Below are 16,836 nucleotides of genomic sequence, written 5' to 3'. Positions count from 1 at the left end.
TTGTGAGCCGTTATCATTTGCTCTTACTAATAACGGAAAAAGGCCGGTGGCACTTTGCCACCAGCCGTAGATGTATCAGCTATCAAATAGTCTGATACGAAGCATAGCGCTGCTTACTTAACTTCAACAGTTGCGCCAGCTTCTTCCAGAGCTTTCTTAAGCTCTTCAGCTTCATCTTTGCTAACGCCTTCTTTAACGGTAGCAGGAGCGCCGTCAACCATGCCTTTAGCTTCTTTCAAGCCAAGACCAGTTGCTGCACGAACAGCTTTGATTACGTTAACTTTCTTGTCGCCAACAGCAGCCAGAACAACGTCAAATTCAGTTTGTTCTTCAGCAGCAGCAGCTTCGCCGCCAGCAGCGCCAGCAACTGCAACAGCAGCAGCAGAAACACCGAATTTTTCTTCCATTGCTTCAACCAGCTCAACAACGTCCATTACAGACATTTCAGCGATTGCATTCAAGATATCTTCTTTAGATAGAGACATGGTTCAATTCCTAAAATATTCGAGCCTGAGGCTCTTAAACTCGTTACTTAAGCCGCTTTTAAAATTAAGCAGCAGCTTCTTCTTTCTGGTCGCGAATAGCCGCAATAGTGCGAACCAGCTTGCCTGCAGCTGCTTCTTTCATGCAACCCATCAGCTTAGCGATCGCTTCATCGTATGTAGGCAGTGAAGCCAACACAGAGATGTCTACGGTCTGTCCTTCGAAAGCAGCGGTCTTTAACTCAAGCTTGTCATTCTTCTTGGCGAAATCTTTCAGAATCCGCGCACCAGCACCGGGGTGCTCATTAGAGAATGCAATCAGGGTTGGACCTACGAACGCATCTGAGATACATTCGAATTCAGAGCCTTCTACTGCACGACGCGCTAGCGTGTTACGTACGACGCGTAGCCATACTCCCGCTTCACGTGCCTGCTTACGTAGTTCTGTCATATTCTCAACGGTAACACCGCGAGAATCTGCAACTACAGCAGAAAGAGCGCCTTTAGCAGCTTCCTGGACTTCAGCGACAATCGCTTTTTTATCTTCGAGTCCTAATGCCACGATTTACTCCTGGATTTAGTCTTATCGACTGTTTACCAATCACTCCAATGATAAATCACTGAAGCGCCGAGTACGGTGGTTGAATTGATCCTGTTAAGGGGATCACACCGTCTGCGCAGGTTGATAGATTAAGAGACTGACTACGTGCGCCACTCTCACCTGCGGTCTTTGACGACCTCTGCGGCAATACCGCAGAGACCCTCAATTTTTTCTGAAAATCGATTAAGCGCCCAAAGAGCTCTGATCGACTACCAGACCTGGCCCCATAGTGGTGGACAGGGTAATTTTCTTCAGATACACGCCTTTCGCAGAAGAAGGCTTAAGCTTTTTCACTTCGCCTAACAACGCGTCTAGGTTGGCAGCAATCGCTTCAGGTTCGAAGCCAACTTTACCAATACCTGCATGAATGATACCGTTTTTGTCAGTACGGAAACGTACTTGACCTGCTTTAGCATTGTTAACCGCAGTAGTAACGTCTGGAGTAACGGTGCCTACTTTAGGGTTAGGCATCAGACCACGTGGGCCCAATATTTGGCCTAACTGACCAACAACACGCATAGCATCTGGCGTTGCAATAACAACGTCAAAGTTCAGGTCGCCGCCTTTAATCTGGTCAGCCAGATCATCAAAACCAACAACATCAGCGCCAGCTGCTTTTGCTTTCTCAGCGTTTTCACCCTGAGCAAATACAGCAACACGTACTTCTTTACCAGTACCGCTTGGCAGCACACTTGAGCCACGAACGTTTTGGTCAGATTTACGTGGATCAACACCTAGATTGATCGCAACATCAACAGACTCTTTAAAGTCAACGGTAGACAGTTCATTCAACAGAGCGACCGCATCATTAACAGCGTACTGCTTACCAGGTTGAACTTTCTCAGCAATCGCCTTTTGGCGTTTAGTCAGCTTAGCCATCACTCAACTCCTTCCACGGTAAGACCCATGCTACGTGCACTACCAGCGATGGTGCGAACAGCTGCATCCATATCAGAAGCAGTCAAGTCAGCCATTTTAGTTGTTGCAATCTCTTCCAACTGAGCGCGAGTAACAGAACCCACTTTCTCAGTGTTAGGACGACCAGAACCACTCTTCAGACCAGCCGCTTTCAACAGCAATACAGCTGCAGGAGGCGTCTTAGTAATGAAGGTAAAGCTGCGATCTGCATAAACAGTGATAACAACAGGAGTCGGAAGACCCGCTTCGATACCCTGAGTTGCAGCGTTAAACGCTTTACAAAATTCCATGATGTTAACACCATGCTGACCCAGTGCTGGACCAACTGGTGGACTTGGGTTCGCCTGACCGGCAGCAACCTGCAGCTTAATATAAGCCTGGATTTTCTTAGCCATGTTTCACTCCTGGTGGGTAATAACGCCTTTCGGCTCCCCGTTTAAAGACGGAAAAACCCCAGCACTCATTCAAGCACCGAGGTCAGTTCCTAAAATTCAGTTATCAGGCTTTTTCGACCTGACCAAACCCCAGTTCAACTGGAGTCGAACGACCAAAGATCAATACTGCAACATGCAGCCTGTTCTTCTCGTAGTTCACTTCTTCAACAACACCGTTAAAGTCGGCAAACGGACCATCAGTAACACGTACCATTTCACCTGGCTCAAACAAGGTTTTAGGACGCGGCTGATCAACACCACTTTCAACACGCTGCAGAATCGCTTGCGCTTCTTTCTCAGTAATGGGTGCTGGCTTATCTGCCGTACCACCAATAAAACCAAGAACGCGCGGCGTATCTTTAACTAAGTGCCAAGTATCGTCATTCATTTCCATCTGAACTAATACATAGCCCGGATAGAACTTACGTTCAGACTTACGTTTTTTACCTTCGCGAATCTCAACAATTTCTTCTGTCGGAACGAGGATATCACCAAAGCCATCCTGCATCTTATGCAGCTCAACTCGTTCTTTCAGAGAATTCATTACACGCTTCTCGTAACCGGAGTACGCATGTACAACATACCATCGCATAGCCATGCCTCTTTCCTCTTATCCGATTACAGTCGAGACGCCCAGACTCAGCAATGAGTCAAGACCCCACAAAAGCAAACCTACAACCAACACTACAACAGTCACAATCAGAGTAGTCTGAATTGTCTCCTGACGAGTTGGCCATACAACTTTGCGAATTTCAGACCGAGCTTCTTTAAACAATGTAAAGAAAGCCAATCCTTTAGCGGTTTGCAGCGCAATATAGCCTGCAACACCAGCAAGAACTAATAGTGCAATTACGCGATACAGCAGCGACTCTTCTGAATAAACAGAGTTACCTACTACGCCGGCAGCAACAATGGCTACCACTACGACCCATTTCAGGCCATCCAGCTTTGAACCTTCGGAAGACACTTTAGAATTCACGATGGGCCTCGGTTATCGATAATTTGCTATGAACTTGTTAGACACCAACTCAGATTAGAGTTGGCAGGCCAGGAGGGACTCGAACCCCCAACCTGCGGTTTTGGAGACCGCTGCTCTGCCAATTGAGCCACTGGCCTAGTACTAACTAGGGACGCGTATATTACACGCATCCCTACTAGGAAGCAACCGTTAGGTTGCTATAAATCATCAATTACTCGATGATTTTTGCTACAACGCCCGCACCAACAGTACGACCGCCTTCACGGATCGCGAAACGCAGACCTTCTTCCATTGCGATTGGGTTGATCAGGGTAACATCCATTTTGATGTTATCGCCTGGCATTACCATTTCAACGCCTTCTGGAAGTTCGCAAGCACCGGTGATATCAGTTGTACGGAAGTAGAACTGTGGACGGTAACCTTTGAAGAATGGTGTATGACGACCGCCTTCATCTTTTGACAGTACGTATACTTCACCTTCGAAACGAGTGTGAGGAGTGATAGTACCTGGCTTAGCCAATACTTGACCACGTTCTACGTCATCACGCTTAGTACCACGCAACAGTGCGCCAATGTTCTCACCTGCACGACCTTCGTCAAGCAGCTTACGGAACATCTCAACACCAGTACAGGTAGTTGTTTGAGTTTCGCGAATACCGATGATTTGAATCTCTTCACCTGTCTTAACGACACCACGCTCTACACGACCGGTTACTACAGTACCACGACCAGAGATAGAGAATACGTCCTCGATAGGCATCAGGAATGGCTGATCGATAGCACGTTCTGGTTCTGGAATATAAGTATCCAGCGCTTCAACCAGCTTACGTACAGCGGTTGTTCCCAGCTCGTTATCATCTTCGCCGTTCAGCGCCATCAGTGCAGAACCTGCAATGATCGGAGTGTCATCACCTGGGAAGTCGTAAGTATCAAGCAGCTCGCGCAGCTCCATCTCAACCAATTCCAGCATTTCAGCGTATTCTTCAGAATCAACGCCGCCGCAATCTTCAGCCAGCAGGTCTGCTTTGTTCAGGAATACAATGATGTAAGGTACACCAACCTGACGAGACAGCAGGATGTGCTCACGAGTCTGAGGCATAGGACCATCAGTCGCGCCACAAACCAAGATAGCACCATCCATCTGAGCAGCACCGGTAATCATGTTTTTCACATAATCCGCGTGTCCTGGGCAGTCAACGTGCGCATAGTGACGAGTTGGAGAATCATACTCAACGTGAGAAGTCGCGATAGTGATACCACGCTCACGCTCTTCCGGTGCATTATCAATACCGTCGAATGCGACAGCTTTACCACCGAAAACTTCTGCGCATACACGGGTCAGTGCTGCTGTCAGAGTAGTCTTACCGTGGTCAACGTGGCCGATTGTACCAACGTTAACGTGCGGTTTATTACGTTCAAATTGTTCTTTAGCCATTGCCATTTACCTTGCGTAAAGTAAGTGTGATTAACCACGTTGCCACATACAACAAAGGGCAGACATATCGCTATATCTACCCTATGAAAATAATGGAGCTCATGGGCGGATTTGAACCGCCGACCTCACCCTTACCAAGGGTGTGCTCTACCCCTGAGCCACATGAGCACATCAAACTGGAGCGGGTAGCGGGAATCGAACCCGCATCATCAGCTTGGAAGGCTGAGGTTCTACCATTGTACCATACCCGCCTAACAGCTATTGGTGGTGGGGGGTGGATTCGAACCACCGAAGCTCGCGCGTCAGATTTACAGTCTGATCCCTTTGGCCACTCGGGAACCCCACCCTACCAATACTTCACCGCCAAAAATGGTGCCGGCACCAAGAGTCGAACTCGGGACCTACTGATTACAAGTCAGTTGCTCTACCAGCTGAGCTATACCGGCATCGGCTGTGAAGTGGCGCATATATTAATCACGAGTCCCTGCGCTTGCAACCCTTTTACATAACTTTTTTTCGATTTTCATGGCAGAATTCAAAAAACCGTCTACCTCTTTGATTTTATTGTCTGTTTCTAGCGAACTATCGGCTTCAATCCAAACCTCAAACTGAGATAACGGCCCGATAACCTCATATTCACCCAGCTCGAATCGCTCATTCAAGCGACCTCGCGCCTGATTTAACGCTGCACGGGTTTTAAACCGACCAACAATATACACATTTCGATGATCCCGCTTAGCAACCTCTAGACTCAACCCTTGCGAAACAAGACTTGCTTCGAGTGTTCGCTGAACGGCCTGATCAGCCGGTTGATCAAGCGTTAGCTCATATCCCTCGACTCGCTCAACATCTACCTGCGACACCAATGCTGTTAACCCCAAACGCTCAAGCCGTTCTTGCAGACGCAACGCTACCGCTTCAGAGACTATCCCCGTGATCACTCGGCACATAGCATCATCCACTACAGACACTACAGACGCTGCAGACGCTGATGGCTGTGTCACCTGACGCGGCAGCAACATCGAACGATCAACCTCATCCAAGAGCCGAAGTTGGGCGACCTGCGAAGGCCGAGCGACCTCAACAGGATTATTTGCCTGACGCAGATGCCAGCCAAAATACACGCCATTGACTAATAGTAGAATTAGAAACAACCAGCGCACCATTAAGCTCCCAGTGCCAACGGTAAACCATCCAAGACCAGATCGGGACATAACACAGCCCCATCCACCAACGAACAAAACAACGCCCCGTCGCCACCGGTAACATAGACCCGCTGACCCGCCGCTTTACGCATGACCTTTTCAGCCAACGATTCCAGCAATAGGTTTAAACCATGATGCACGGCTTCCGACGTATTAATCCCTGGTGTAGCATCAAAACCATCAATCGATTGATCCACAATAACCTCTGCGGTATTCATCAGTAAACTGCGCCCCATCAGCTGCATCCCGGGAATGATATAGCCACCTAAATGCTGGCCATCACTACTCAACTGCTCTACTGTGATTGCACTACCGCAATCGACCACCCAACAGGCATCCTGTTCCTGCTGCCAGGCACTTAATATTGCCAACCAACGATCAACCCCCATCCGTGACGGATCGCTATAACTATTACTCACGCCACAGGCCGCCGCTTGAGTCACCGCGAATTCGGGCTGCAGCTGCCACCGCTGTGAGACAAACTGATGCAATGCCTGATTTACCTGATCGCCAGCCACCGACGCGACTCTCACCCGCTCGACTGCCACCGGCCATTCAGCTATCGCTAACTCACTATGGCGCAACCGCCCCCGCAAACCTGAGCCTGCAAGCCGCCATTTAATAAAGGTATTACCCGCATCCAGATCTAAAACGCTCATGCCAGTCGCACACTCACTTCGCCACCATGATACGACTTCAACTCTCCGTCGGTTTCCAATAGCAACGCACCCGCCTGATCAACTCCGCGACAAATACCCACCGCTTGGCGGTTACCTAAGTTAAGACTCACCACCTGATCACGATGCGCATTAACCATCTGCCACTCATCCTTAAACGCGGCAAAGCCTTCGCTCGAAAATTGTTCTAGCACCGGCACCAATTCATTTATCAGCTCGGCCAGCAAACGATTTCGTGACGGAGCGTCACCTAGAATTTGGCGCAGATCAACCCATGGCTGATCGATCATCTCAGCCGCAAGCTCAGACATATTGACATTGATACCCACGCCGATCACAACAAAACATTCGCCTGCGGCATCGCCACTCATTTCGAGTAGAACGCCAGCCAGCTTGCGTCCACGCCATAATAGATCATTAGGCCATTTAACCGAGATCCCATCGACACCCAGCCGTTTCAGCCCCCGAATCAGCGCTACACCGACCGCCAAACTCAGCCCCTCAAGTGCAGCTGCACCATTGTTAAACTGCCAAGTCAGCGAAAAATAGATATTACTGGCGAACGGGCTAGCCCAACTACGCCCACGACGACCACGACCAGCCGTCTGCTGTTCAGCCAAATATAATGAACCATGCCCATCACGATAAACGGCTTCCATCGCCTTCGCATTCGTCGATGGAATAATCAGATTAACATCGATCAGATTAAGCCGCTGACGTACATCCGCCTCTAAAGTCTCTTCAATCAAGGCTTGATCCAGCAGATCTAACCCACCGGGAATCCGGTACCCCCGACCTTTAACACTGAACACCTCAATACCCGATTCTTCGATGCTCTTAACCTGTTTCCAAATAGCACTGCGACTCACACCTAGTGCCTGCCCCAACGCTTGACCTGAATGGAACTTACCGTCTGCCAGCACAGCCAATAGTGGCTCAATCATAGGAATATCCTTCAGGAAATACGTTGCAGAACAATAAAACTGTAATCGTACGGATTAGGCCCATCGGCCGAAAAGTCCTCTCGCCCTACTTCAGCCCAGTCACCGGGATGAAACGCGGGGAAGAAGGCATCACCCTTCACTTCAGCATGAACCTGCGTCAAATACAGCCGATCAGCCAAGGGAAGCGCCTGCTCATAAATCTGCGCGCCGCCAATCACCATCGCCTCATCACAACCATTCACCATACAGATACTCTCAGCCAGCTCTTTCGCCGCTTCGAGACTATTCACCACCTTAACATTCTCGGGCTGATAGGCCGTATCACGGCTGACCACAATATTGGTGCGCCCCGGTAGCGGCCGACCAATCGATTCAAATGTTTTGCGGCCCATGATAATCGGTTTACCCATTGTGACCCGCTTGAAGTAGCGCAGATCCTCCGGCAGATGCCAGGGTAGATTGTTGTTAATTCCGATCACCCGATTTTCTGCCTGGGCCACAATGATCGCCAGGTTCATAAACTCTCCTTAACTAATACTCGAACTAATGCTGGTATCGATGACTTGCTACTGACTGTTTGGTAACATCGTTTGCTGAATTTAACCACAGGTGTCAATCACAAACCAATGCGACAATATCTCGATCTTTGCCAAAGACTTATCAACGAAGGCACCTGGGTGGAAAATGAACGCACCGGAAAACGCTGCCTGACCGTCATCAATGCCGACCTAACCTATGATGTGGCCGCCGGTGAATTCCCGCTAGTCACGACCCGAAAAAGTTTCTATAAGTCCGCCATTGCCGAAATGCTGGGCTATCTTCGCGGTTACGACAATGCCGCCCAGTTCCGCCAGATCGGTACCAAGACCTGGGACGCCAACGCCAACGACAATGCTGCATGGCTAGCCAACCCCTATCGCAAAGGCACCGATGACTGTGGTTTTATTTACGGCAAGGTGGGCAGAAACTTTCCGAAACCCGACGGCGGCAGCATCGACCTGCTGCGCAAAATCGTCGACGACCTAACACAGGGGATCGATGATCGCGGGGAAATCTACACTTTTTATCACCCCGGCGCTTTTCACATGGGTTGCCTGCGCCCCTGCATGTACAGCCACCACTTCTCGCTGCTAGGGGATACACTCTATCTCAACAGCACGCAGCGCAGCTGTGATGTGCCACTTGGTCTGACCTTCAACATGGTTCAGGTCTACTTTCTGCTGGCCATTATCGCCCAGATTACCGGCAAAAAACCGGGCAAGGCTTATCATAAGATTGTTAATGCTCATATCTATGAAGATCAACTCGAACTGATGCGTGACGTGCAGCTAACACGCGAACCATTACCCCTGCCAACCTTTAAGATCAATCCGGATATTAAGACGCTGGAAGATTTGGAAACTTGGGTTAGCACCGACGACTTCGAAATCGAAGGCTACCAGTATCACGACCCCATTCAGTATCCTTTTTCCGTATAAGCGATTGTTGGCACCGCTAATCACACACAGCAGATAACCGAATGACGAAACTGAAAATTGGTGGCTGGCAACAGAAGAGCCAAACGATTGCCTATGACAACCCTTGGATTCAGGTGCGTCATGAAGAGGTGATCCGCCCCAATGGCACCGAAGGGATCTATGGCGTTGTGCACTTTAAATCGCGGGCGATTGGCATTATCGCCATTGATGATGACGATCAGATCTGCCTAGTCAAACAGAGTCGCTACCCAAATAATGAAACCACCATCGAGATTCCAGAGGGTGGCGCATCACTCGATGAACCACCACTGGATGCAGCCAAGCGAGAACTTCGCGAAGAGACCGGCTTAAGCGCCGCTCATTGGCAGCCCTTTATGGAGCTAAGAACATCAAACTCGGTCACCGACGAAATCGCCTTTATCTTTCTGGCAAGCCAGCTTAGCCAAGGCACACAACAGCTTGAAGATACTGAAGACATTGAACTGCTGAAGCTCCCTACAGCAGAGGCCATCCGCATGGCCGTCGATGGCGAGATCACGGACGCTATGTCGGTTGCCGCGTTACTTAAACTCGCTCTAACCCGAATGGCACCCTAATCACTCATCGAGCGTACTAGCCTACTCGGGCTGCACCATCTCGTTTATAAGCCCATAGCAACAGCACTGCACCCAACACAATCATAGGCAACGACAACAACTGCCCCATCGTCAACCAGTCCAACGCCACATAGCCCAGCTGAACATCCGGCTGGCGAAAGAACTCAACGCTCGAACGAAACAGACCGTAACACAGCAAGAACATCCCAGAGACCGCCATCTTGGGCCGAGGCTTAGCAGAATAGAACCACAGCACGGTAAACAGTACGACGCCCTCTAAGGCAAACTCATACAGTTGCGAAGGATGGCGGGCTAACGCATCACCAGCGCGGGGGAAAATAACGCCCCAGCTCTGATCAGTCGGCCGCCCCCACAGCTCCCCACCAATAAAGTTACCGATACGTCCGGCACCTAAGCCAATGGGAATCAACGGCGCAACAAAGTCACCGATATCGAAGTAGCTCTTCTTATATTTATGGGAGAAATAACCAATCGCCGCAATCACCCCTAACAAACCGCCGTGGAATGACATGCCGCCTTCCCAGACAGCAAATAACCAGAGTGGATCATTAAGGAATTGATCGAAGTTATAAAACACCACATAACCAAAGCGGCCACCAAGAACGACCCCAATTGCACCCCAGAAAATCAGATCGGAGATCTGCTCTTCGGTCCAACCGGAACCGGGGCGACGTGCACGTTTACCACCGAGATACCAGGCCGAGGTAAAGCCCACCAGATACATCAGCCCATACCAATGAATTTTTAACGGCCCCAACGCCACCGCAATCGGATCTATATCATGCACCCACATTAAAACTGACTTCCTTTATTCTGAATCTGCCGGATAAAACCATGTTCATGGCGCATCCTACAATAGATAAATGACAAATATTGGTTTTAAATGAAACCGAGATTCATCCGCTTTAGCAATACGCCGTCATATTTGTCATGATTGCCCCGTGCCCGCCAAAAAGAGAGAGCCCGCCGTGTGTCTAATCCTATTCGCTTACAACTACCACCCAGACTATAAACTGATCCTAACGGCCAATCGGGATGAGTTTTACAGCCGCCCTACCCGCGCGATGCAATACTGGCCAGAGCAGCCGGAATTACTGGCTGGTCAAGACTTAGAGCAAGGTGGCACTTGGCTCGGACTCACCCGTAGCGGCCGCTTCTCTGCCCTCACCAATCATCGCAACGGTTTGAGTCAGCCGCAGGGACAAAGTTCCAGAGGAAATCTGCCGCTACAGTTTCTCCTCAGCGACCTTAGCAGCCGCGCCTTTATTGAGACCAGCGAGCCGCACCGCTTCGATGGCTTCAACCAACTGATCGATGATGGACAACAACTCTGCTATCTCTCGAATAGAGCCGCCCCCTTACAACCGGTTCCGCACGGCATTCACGGTATCAGCAATGCTGTCTTCGACACCTCTTGGCCGAAATTAGTCGCCGCCAAACAGGCTTTAAAAAACTGTATTGATAGCGGGACATTCGATGCCGACGCGCTGATAAAACTGATGCAGAACCCCGCCACCTATCCTGATGAGCTACTACCAAAAACCGGTATCGCTCTGCCGCTAGAGCGCCGTCTCTCAGCCAGTTTTATTCGTTCAGAGAATTATGGCACCCGTGCCACCACCGCGATATTAATCAAACACAATGGGGTCACGGAAGTCGTCGAGCAGAGTTATGATGCCTTGGGGGAAACCGAGCGTAATGCCTTTAGTTTCGATACCCGCACTGCCTTCATGACAGAGTAACGGGTACGATCGCTGTAGCCACAGTCAACGGGCGTTTAATCAGGAATAGCAGGCCGAGTAAGCTGACCCAGCCCTAGCTCTTTCAGTCGACTACTCAACGCCGCCTGGATCTTATCAGCATCGCCCATCACGATAATCTCATTCAGCAACGTTTTAGCCCGCTCAAAACTAATCCCCCGCAGAGCAAACTTCACCTTAGGTAGGTTGGTTGCGTTCATTGACAGCACATCGTAGCCCATGGCCATCAAGAGAATAGCGCCCGCAGGGTCTGCCGCCATCTCGCCACAGATACTCACCGAGACATTTTCTTTATGCGCTTCTAGCACGATAAACTGCAACGCTTTCAGCACCGCTGGATGATAGGGCACGTAGAGATCGGCCACCCGTGGGTTATTGCGATCAACCGCTAACAGGTACTGGGTCAAATCATTCGAGCCCACCGAGATAAAATCCACTCGCCGGGCAAAACGACGCACCTGATACACCGCTGCTGGCACCTCAATCATCACACCAATCAATGGCTGATTGATGTTATGTCCCTCTTCACGAAGGCCTTCCACTGCTTGAGCAATCAGCCGCTTAGATTCATCCACTTCGCGTACACTAGTGACCATCGGCAACATGATACGCAGATTATCCAACCCTTCGGCCGCACGCAGCATGGCACGGATCTGCACCAGAAAGATTTCAGGATGATCCAGCGTCACTCGGATGCCGCGCCAGCCAAGAAAAGGGTTATCTTCTTGAATCGGAAAGTAGGACAACGGCTTATCGCCACCGATATCCAGTGTTCTCATCGTTACCGGACGGGGGGCAAAAGCTTCTAGCTGCTTGCGATAGGTCTCCATCTGATCCTGCTCACTGGGGAAGAAGTCCCGAATCATAAAGGGAATCTCTGTTCGATAGAGGCCGATTCCCTCAGCACCGCGATCGAGGGCTCGGGCAACATCCGCAATCAAGCCGGTATTAACCCACAGCGGCATACGGTAACCATCGGTGGTTTCTGCAGGTAGCTCCTTTAGCCCTTCGAGTCCCGCATTAACTTCGTCCTCCTCACGGATAACCTCTTGATAACACTCGATCAGATCATCAGATGGATTGATAAATGCCCGACCGGAGTAACCATCAAGAATGACATTCAACCCTTCAACCCGAGTATAGGGAAGATCAACCACCCCCATGAGCGTTGGGATACCCATTGAACGGGCGAGAATTGCGGCATGGGAGTTACCGGAGCCATGTACCGAGATCAAACCGACCAACTTTTCCGTCGGCACTTCTCCCAACATGGCAGGTGTTAGTTCATCAGCGACCAGAATCGTATTTTCTGGAAAGACGATCTCTGATAACGCAGGGCCAGACTCTTGCAGGAAGGTCAACATACGCCGACCCAAATCTTTAATATCCGTGGCCCGCTCCCGCAGGTAAGGATCATCCATCATCGAGAACTGCTGCACATGCTCGCCGATAACCTGCTTTAGCGCTCCTTGAGCCCAGCTTCCCGCTTTAATACGGGCGATAATCTCACCACCCAACGCATTGTCATCGAGCATACGGATATAGACATCAAACAGCTCTCGCTCTTCTGAGCGTAAACGTTTCGCTAGGCTGCGACCCACCCGTTTGATATCCCGCCGCACCTGCGCCAGCGCCCGCTTAAAGGTGGCAACTTCGGCCTTAATATCATCAACTTTACGATCCGGCACGCCATCCAGATCCGCCAGCGGTGTCATCACCACCGCCGGGCCAATAGCGACACCAATACATCCAGAGACGCCTTCAAACTTACGATCAGCTTCGTTCTTAGTATGATCGGAGATCTGCAGAATAGAGCCGGTTGCCTCCGCATGGGCGATCACACCGGCCAACTGGGCCGACATTGTCACCATAAAGGCTTCTTCTGATTCATCAAACTTACGAATCAGTTTCTGCTGAACAACCAACACTCCCAACAGGGTTCGATGGTGAATAATCGGCACCCCAAGAAAAGCATGGAACTTCTTTTCGCCGGTACCTTTGAGGTAAGTAAATGCGCTATGGGCCGCAGCGTCCTCGAGGTTGATCGGCTCAGCACGCTGCCCCACCATCCCGACAACACCTTCTTCAACCGAGAGTGAAACGCGCCCAACCGACTTCTGGTTCAACCCCTGGGTCGCCATCAATACATAGCGTTCGCGTTGCCGATCGAGGAGATAGATAGAGCATACATCGGTACGAATCGCACGCTGCACACGGCGGACAATAACATCCAACACCGACTCAAGATCTGGTGCGGCGTTAACCTCCTGTACAATTTTGCGTAGCGTTTCCAGCATGCAGTGCTTACTCCTTTAAATACCAGCCCCCAAGAACCAGCCGGGTCAACTTTGGTGATAATTCGCGCATCGCTTTACGATACACATCCCGCTTAAACGCCACTACTTGGCCAAGAGGGTACCAATAGCTCACCCAACGCCAGCCATCAAACTCGGGTGAGTTTGTTGAATCTATCACAACTGCGCTGTCATCACTCAACATGCGCAGTAAAAACCACTTTTGTTTCTGTCCTACACAAACCGGATGGGAATGGTGTCTTATCATGCGTTTGGGTAGCCGGTAACGAAGCCAGCCTCGGGTAACAGCGATCACCTCAACATCCTCTGGTGAAAGCCCAATCTCCTCTTTAAGTTCCCGATACATCGCCTGTTCCGGCGATTCTTCCACGTTAATCCCCCCTTGAGGGAACTGCCATGCATTTTGCCCTATACGTCTAGCCCAAAGCACCTGACCCATCGAGTTCGCCAGAATGATACCGACATTCGGCCTGAACCCATCTGAATCTATCACGGTGAATTCCTTACAAATTCTTTTACGCTATTGTTCCACAACTTCAGGTAGTACAGCAAATTAAGCTGGTTGATAAAATTCAGGATTAATAATTGCCACCTTATCCATGAGCCACTATTCTTAGCGCTGCGTTTTTAAGCTGACTTTATATTGGAGAGATAACCTTGAGCCTGGCGATTTTCGATCTAGATAACACCCTGTTAAATGGCGATAGCGATCACGCCTGGGGCGAGTTTTTGTGCACTAAGGGTATTGTCGATACCCAAGCCTACCGCCAAGCGAATGATTATTTTTACCAACAATATAAATCCGGCACCTTAGACATCGTCGAATTTCTAGAGTTTGCTTTAAAACCGTTGAGCGAGCATGAGCCTGAAGTGCTCGAGCAACTGCATCAGGAGTTTATGCAGACCACCATCGCCCCGATGATGCTGGACAAAGCCGCTACACTGCTACAAAAGCACCGCGATCAGGGCGACTATCTACTAATCATTACCGCCACTAACCGCTTTGTCACCGGCCCTATCGCCGCGTTACTCGGGGTCGATGACACCCTGGCCACCGAACCGGAAATGATTGATGGCCGCTATACCGGCAAAGTGAGCGGCACCCCCTGCTTTCAGGCAGGAAAAGTTGAACGCCTGAACGCTTGGCTTGAACAAACGGGGCATTCAATGGAAGACAGCTATTTCTATAGTGACTCCATCAATGACAAACCGCTGCTTGAACGGGTTACTCATCCGGTCGCTGTCGATCCCGATGAGCTACTCAAGCAAGCCGCTGAGGAGAATGGCTGGCCCATTATCAGCCTGCGTTAAAAACCCCATCCTCTCTGTTAAGCACCGAGATCTCATCATGCTCCGCCCCACTGGGCCGGAGCATTTTTATATCCGGTAGCCTGCCTCTATCAAGCGAATAGCCAGCGCTGATTGGTTAAATCCTCGTTTTACTGCAAAACTGTATATAACAACCACAGGAGAGTAAGACGATGATTCTAATTAGAGACATTATGTCTACGCACATAACGCCACTGCATGAAGAGATGTCCCTGCCTCAAGCGGTGGACCACCTTATCGACAGCAATATGATCGGATTGCCCGTGATTGATGCCCAAAAGCATCTCACCGGCTTCCTGTCAGAACACGACTGCATACCTTTTTTACTAGGCGATAGTTATCACTGCGACAGCCATGTTCTGGTAAAGGATATGATGCAACCTGCACCCCTTAGCGTAAAACCGACCCTCACCGTGCTTGAGCTAGCGCAGATGATGGCGACCAACAAACCCAAAATTTATCCCGTCGTCGACAATGGCATACTCATCGGTTTAGTTAAACGGGGTCAGGTCATGGCTGCCTTGAACAACCAATTGAAGCAGTGCCAAGCGGCGTAAAGCGGCAAGTTGCAGACACAAAAAATGCGCTTAAAAAAGCGCATTTTACGATTAAAGCTTAACGCTATCAGGGGCAAGGGTTTGAGTATTGCGTAGCGATTCTATCAATCCCTTCAAGCACCTCAGCAGACAGCTCTAGGTCGATAGAACGAATATTGCTTTGTAGCTGCGCCATACTCGTCGCGCCGATAATATTACTGCCAACAAAGGGCTGCTGATTAACAAACGCCAGCGCCATCTGCGCCGGATCAAGACCATGCTCCCGTGCCAGTAGGACATATTCCGCCGTTGCTTTCAGCCCCATATCAGTAAAGTACCGAGAAAAGCGTGGAAACTGATTGATCCGATCATCAGGTCCGGCACTGCCATCCAGATACTTACCGCTGAGCGTACCAAACGCCAGAGGCGAATACGCGAGAAGGTCAACGTTCTCCCGCAGCAACACCTCACTCAAGCCAACCTCATCTTTACGGTTTAGCAGATTGTAAGGGTTTTGCACCGAAACGACCCGCGGTAACCCCAGTGCCTCAGCATAACTGAGGAACTTCATCACACCCCAAGGCACCTCATTGGACAAACCGACATAGCGGATGAGCCCTTCATCAACCAACTCCTTTAACGCTTCAAGCGTCTCAAGTATCGGCGTGCCGTCTAGTTCCGGCTGGTGACGATAATTCAACTGACCAAAAAAGTTAGTCGCCCGTTCCGGCCAGTGAATCTGATATAGATCGACATAATCGGTTTGCAAACGCTGCAAGCTATCCGTAATTGCCTGTCGAATATTGGCTTTATCGAGACACAGTCCCGGCCGAATATGCGAAGCCATCTCAGCGGGACCGCTCACCTTGGTCGCCAAAATAATCTTCTCACGGTTGCCCCGCGCCTTGATCCAACTACCGACGTACTCTTCCGTACGCCCCTGTGTCGCAGGGTTTGGCGGTACCGGATACATCTCCGCCGTATCAAAAAAATTGATCCCCTCATCGACAGCATAATCAAGCTGTTGATGCGCTTCGGCTTCGGTATTTTGTTGGCCGAAAGTCATGGTGCCCAAACAGAGACGGCTGACGTTCAGCTCACTACCACCGAGTAATTTATAATCCAT

Annotated in this window: 20 protein-coding genes and 5 tRNA genes; 5 read left to right on the top strand and 20 right to left on the bottom strand. The window is 50.1% G+C overall.

The window, feature by feature from the left end:
• Positions 1 to 113: 113 nt before the first annotated feature.
• The 16 genes from rplL to folA form a co-directional block, all read right to left on the bottom strand.
• Positions 114 to 485 carry a 50S ribosomal protein L7/L12 gene (gene rplL / locus KO512_RS17185; RefSeq protein ID WP_126159330.1) on the bottom strand — a complete coding sequence of 124 codons (372 nt, stop codon included), beginning with the start codon at positions 483 to 485 and terminating at the stop codon, positions 114 to 116.
• 64 nt (positions 486 to 549) lie between these two features.
• Positions 550 to 1,044 (bottom strand): 50S ribosomal protein L10, encoded by a 495-nt coding sequence (rplJ, locus tag KO512_RS17180; RefSeq protein WP_215953567.1) that lies wholly within the window; start codon positions 1,042 to 1,044, stop codon positions 550 to 552.
• Positions 1,045 to 1,266: 222 nt separating this feature from the next.
• Complete coding sequence (rplA, locus tag KO512_RS17175; RefSeq protein ID WP_215953566.1) at positions 1,267 to 1,962, bottom strand: 50S ribosomal protein L1; 696 nt, start codon at positions 1,960 to 1,962, stop codon at positions 1,267 to 1,269.
• On the bottom strand, positions 1,962 to 2,396 hold the full coding sequence (gene rplK, locus KO512_RS17170) for a 50S ribosomal protein L11 (RefSeq protein ID WP_126159327.1): 435 nt from the start codon (positions 2,394 to 2,396) through the stop codon (positions 1,962 to 1,964). Before rplK ends, rplA begins: the two co-directional genes overlap by 1 nt.
• Before the next feature lie 103 nt (positions 2,397 to 2,499).
• Positions 2,500 to 3,033 (bottom strand): transcription termination/antitermination protein NusG, encoded by a 534-nt coding sequence (nusG, locus tag KO512_RS17165; RefSeq protein ID WP_215953565.1) that lies wholly within the window; start codon positions 3,031 to 3,033, stop codon positions 2,500 to 2,502.
• Between the two features lie 12 nt (positions 3,034 to 3,045).
• Entirely contained in the window at positions 3,046 to 3,414 is a 369-nt protein-coding gene (secE, locus tag KO512_RS17160; protein ID WP_215953564.1) for a preprotein translocase subunit SecE, read from the bottom strand.
• 61 nt (positions 3,415 to 3,475) lie between these two features.
• Positions 3,476 to 3,551, bottom strand: a tRNA-Trp gene (locus KO512_RS17155).
• A gap of 74 nt (positions 3,552 to 3,625) precedes the next feature.
• Entirely contained in the window at positions 3,626 to 4,849 is a 1,224-nt protein-coding gene (tuf, locus tag KO512_RS17150; RefSeq protein ID WP_215953563.1) for an elongation factor Tu, read from the bottom strand.
• Positions 4,850 to 4,942: 93 nt separating this feature from the next.
• Positions 4,943 to 5,017: transfer RNA gene (locus KO512_RS17145), tRNA-Thr, on the bottom strand.
• Positions 5,018 to 5,026: 9 nt separating this feature from the next.
• Positions 5,027 to 5,100: transfer RNA gene (locus KO512_RS17140), tRNA-Gly, on the bottom strand.
• A gap of 11 nt (positions 5,101 to 5,111) precedes the next feature.
• Positions 5,112 to 5,195, bottom strand: a tRNA-Tyr gene (locus KO512_RS17135).
• A 24-nt stretch (positions 5,196 to 5,219) separates the two neighbouring features.
• Positions 5,220 to 5,295, bottom strand: a tRNA-Thr gene (locus tag KO512_RS17130).
• A 24-nt stretch (positions 5,296 to 5,319) separates the two neighbouring features.
• The gene (locus KO512_RS17125) at positions 5,320 to 6,063 is read right to left on the bottom strand and encodes a hypothetical protein (protein ID WP_215953562.1); all 744 of its coding nucleotides are present in this window, start codon (positions 6,061 to 6,063) and stop codon (positions 5,320 to 5,322) included.
• Positions 6,015 to 6,713 (bottom strand): type III pantothenate kinase, encoded by a 699-nt coding sequence (locus KO512_RS17120; RefSeq protein WP_215953561.1) that lies wholly within the window; start codon positions 6,711 to 6,713, stop codon positions 6,015 to 6,017. The genes KO512_RS17125 and KO512_RS17120 overlap by 49 nt, the downstream gene beginning before the upstream one ends.
• Positions 6,710 to 7,675 carry a bifunctional biotin--[acetyl-CoA-carboxylase] ligase/biotin operon repressor BirA gene (gene birA, locus KO512_RS17115; RefSeq protein WP_215953560.1) on the bottom strand — a complete coding sequence of 322 codons (966 nt, stop codon included), beginning with the start codon at positions 7,673 to 7,675 and terminating at the stop codon, positions 6,710 to 6,712. Before birA ends, KO512_RS17120 begins: the two co-directional genes overlap by 4 nt.
• An 11-nt stretch (positions 7,676 to 7,686) precedes the next feature.
• Complete coding sequence (folA, locus tag KO512_RS17110) at positions 7,687 to 8,193, bottom strand: type 3 dihydrofolate reductase (protein WP_215953559.1); 507 nt, start codon at positions 8,191 to 8,193, stop codon at positions 7,687 to 7,689.
• 108 nt (positions 8,194 to 8,301) lie between these two features.
• Here folA and KO512_RS17105 point away from each other — a divergent pair, with 108 nt between their 5' ends.
• A complete protein-coding gene (locus KO512_RS17105; RefSeq protein WP_215953601.1) occupies positions 8,302 to 9,153 on the top strand; it encodes a thymidylate synthase in 852 nt (283 codons plus the stop codon).
• Positions 9,154 to 9,194: 41 nt separating this feature from the next.
• A complete protein-coding gene (locus KO512_RS17100; RefSeq protein ID WP_215953558.1) occupies positions 9,195 to 9,749 on the top strand; it encodes an NUDIX domain-containing protein in 555 nt (184 codons plus the stop codon).
• Between the two features lie 16 nt (positions 9,750 to 9,765).
• Here KO512_RS17100 and lgt read toward each other — a convergent pair whose 3' ends face one another.
• The gene (gene lgt / locus KO512_RS17095) at positions 9,766 to 10,563 is read right to left on the bottom strand and encodes a prolipoprotein diacylglyceryl transferase (protein WP_215953557.1); all 798 of its coding nucleotides are present in this window, start codon (positions 10,561 to 10,563) and stop codon (positions 9,766 to 9,768) included.
• Positions 10,564 to 10,738: 175 nt separating this feature from the next.
• Between lgt and KO512_RS17090 the strand changes: the two genes are divergently transcribed.
• Positions 10,739 to 11,512, top strand: a complete 774-nt coding sequence (locus tag KO512_RS17090) for an NRDE family protein (protein WP_215953556.1) — start codon at positions 10,739 to 10,741, stop codon at positions 11,510 to 11,512.
• Positions 11,513 to 11,547: 35 nt separating this feature from the next.
• Here KO512_RS17090 and ptsP read toward each other — a convergent pair whose 3' ends face one another.
• Both ptsP and rppH read right to left on the bottom strand, forming a co-directional pair.
• A complete protein-coding gene (ptsP, locus tag KO512_RS17085) occupies positions 11,548 to 13,827 on the bottom strand; it encodes a phosphoenolpyruvate--protein phosphotransferase (protein ID WP_215953555.1) in 2,280 nt (759 codons plus the stop codon).
• A gap of 7 nt (positions 13,828 to 13,834) precedes the next feature.
• Positions 13,835 to 14,338 (bottom strand): RNA pyrophosphohydrolase, encoded by a 504-nt coding sequence (gene rppH, locus KO512_RS17080; protein WP_215953554.1) that lies wholly within the window; start codon positions 14,336 to 14,338, stop codon positions 13,835 to 13,837.
• Positions 14,339 to 14,502: 164 nt separating this feature from the next.
• Here rppH and KO512_RS17075 point away from each other — a divergent pair, with 164 nt between their 5' ends.
• Both KO512_RS17075 and KO512_RS17070 read left to right on the top strand, forming a co-directional pair.
• On the top strand, positions 14,503 to 15,156 hold the full coding sequence (locus KO512_RS17075) for an HAD family hydrolase (RefSeq protein ID WP_215953553.1): 654 nt from the start codon (positions 14,503 to 14,505) through the stop codon (positions 15,154 to 15,156).
• Between the two features lie 191 nt (positions 15,157 to 15,347).
• Positions 15,348 to 15,731: a CBS domain-containing protein gene (locus tag KO512_RS17070; RefSeq protein WP_252735086.1), complete on the top strand. Its 384-nt coding sequence runs from the start codon at positions 15,348 to 15,350 to the stop codon at positions 15,729 to 15,731.
• A gap of 67 nt (positions 15,732 to 15,798) precedes the next feature.
• Here the strand turns inward: KO512_RS17070 and KO512_RS17065 are convergent, their stop codons facing one another.
• Positions 15,799 to 16,836, bottom strand: coding sequence for an NADP(H)-dependent aldo-keto reductase (locus KO512_RS17065; RefSeq protein ID WP_215953551.1), 1,038 nt, complete (start codon positions 16,834 to 16,836; stop codon positions 15,799 to 15,801).

Source organism: Amphritea atlantica, from assembly GCF_018860855.1.
GTDB classification, from domain to species: domain Bacteria; phylum Pseudomonadota; class Gammaproteobacteria; order Pseudomonadales; family Balneatricaceae; genus Amphritea; species Amphritea atlantica_A.
The sequence above is the reverse complement of the archived record's forward strand: the minus strand, read 5'-3'. Positions and strand labels throughout refer to the sequence as shown.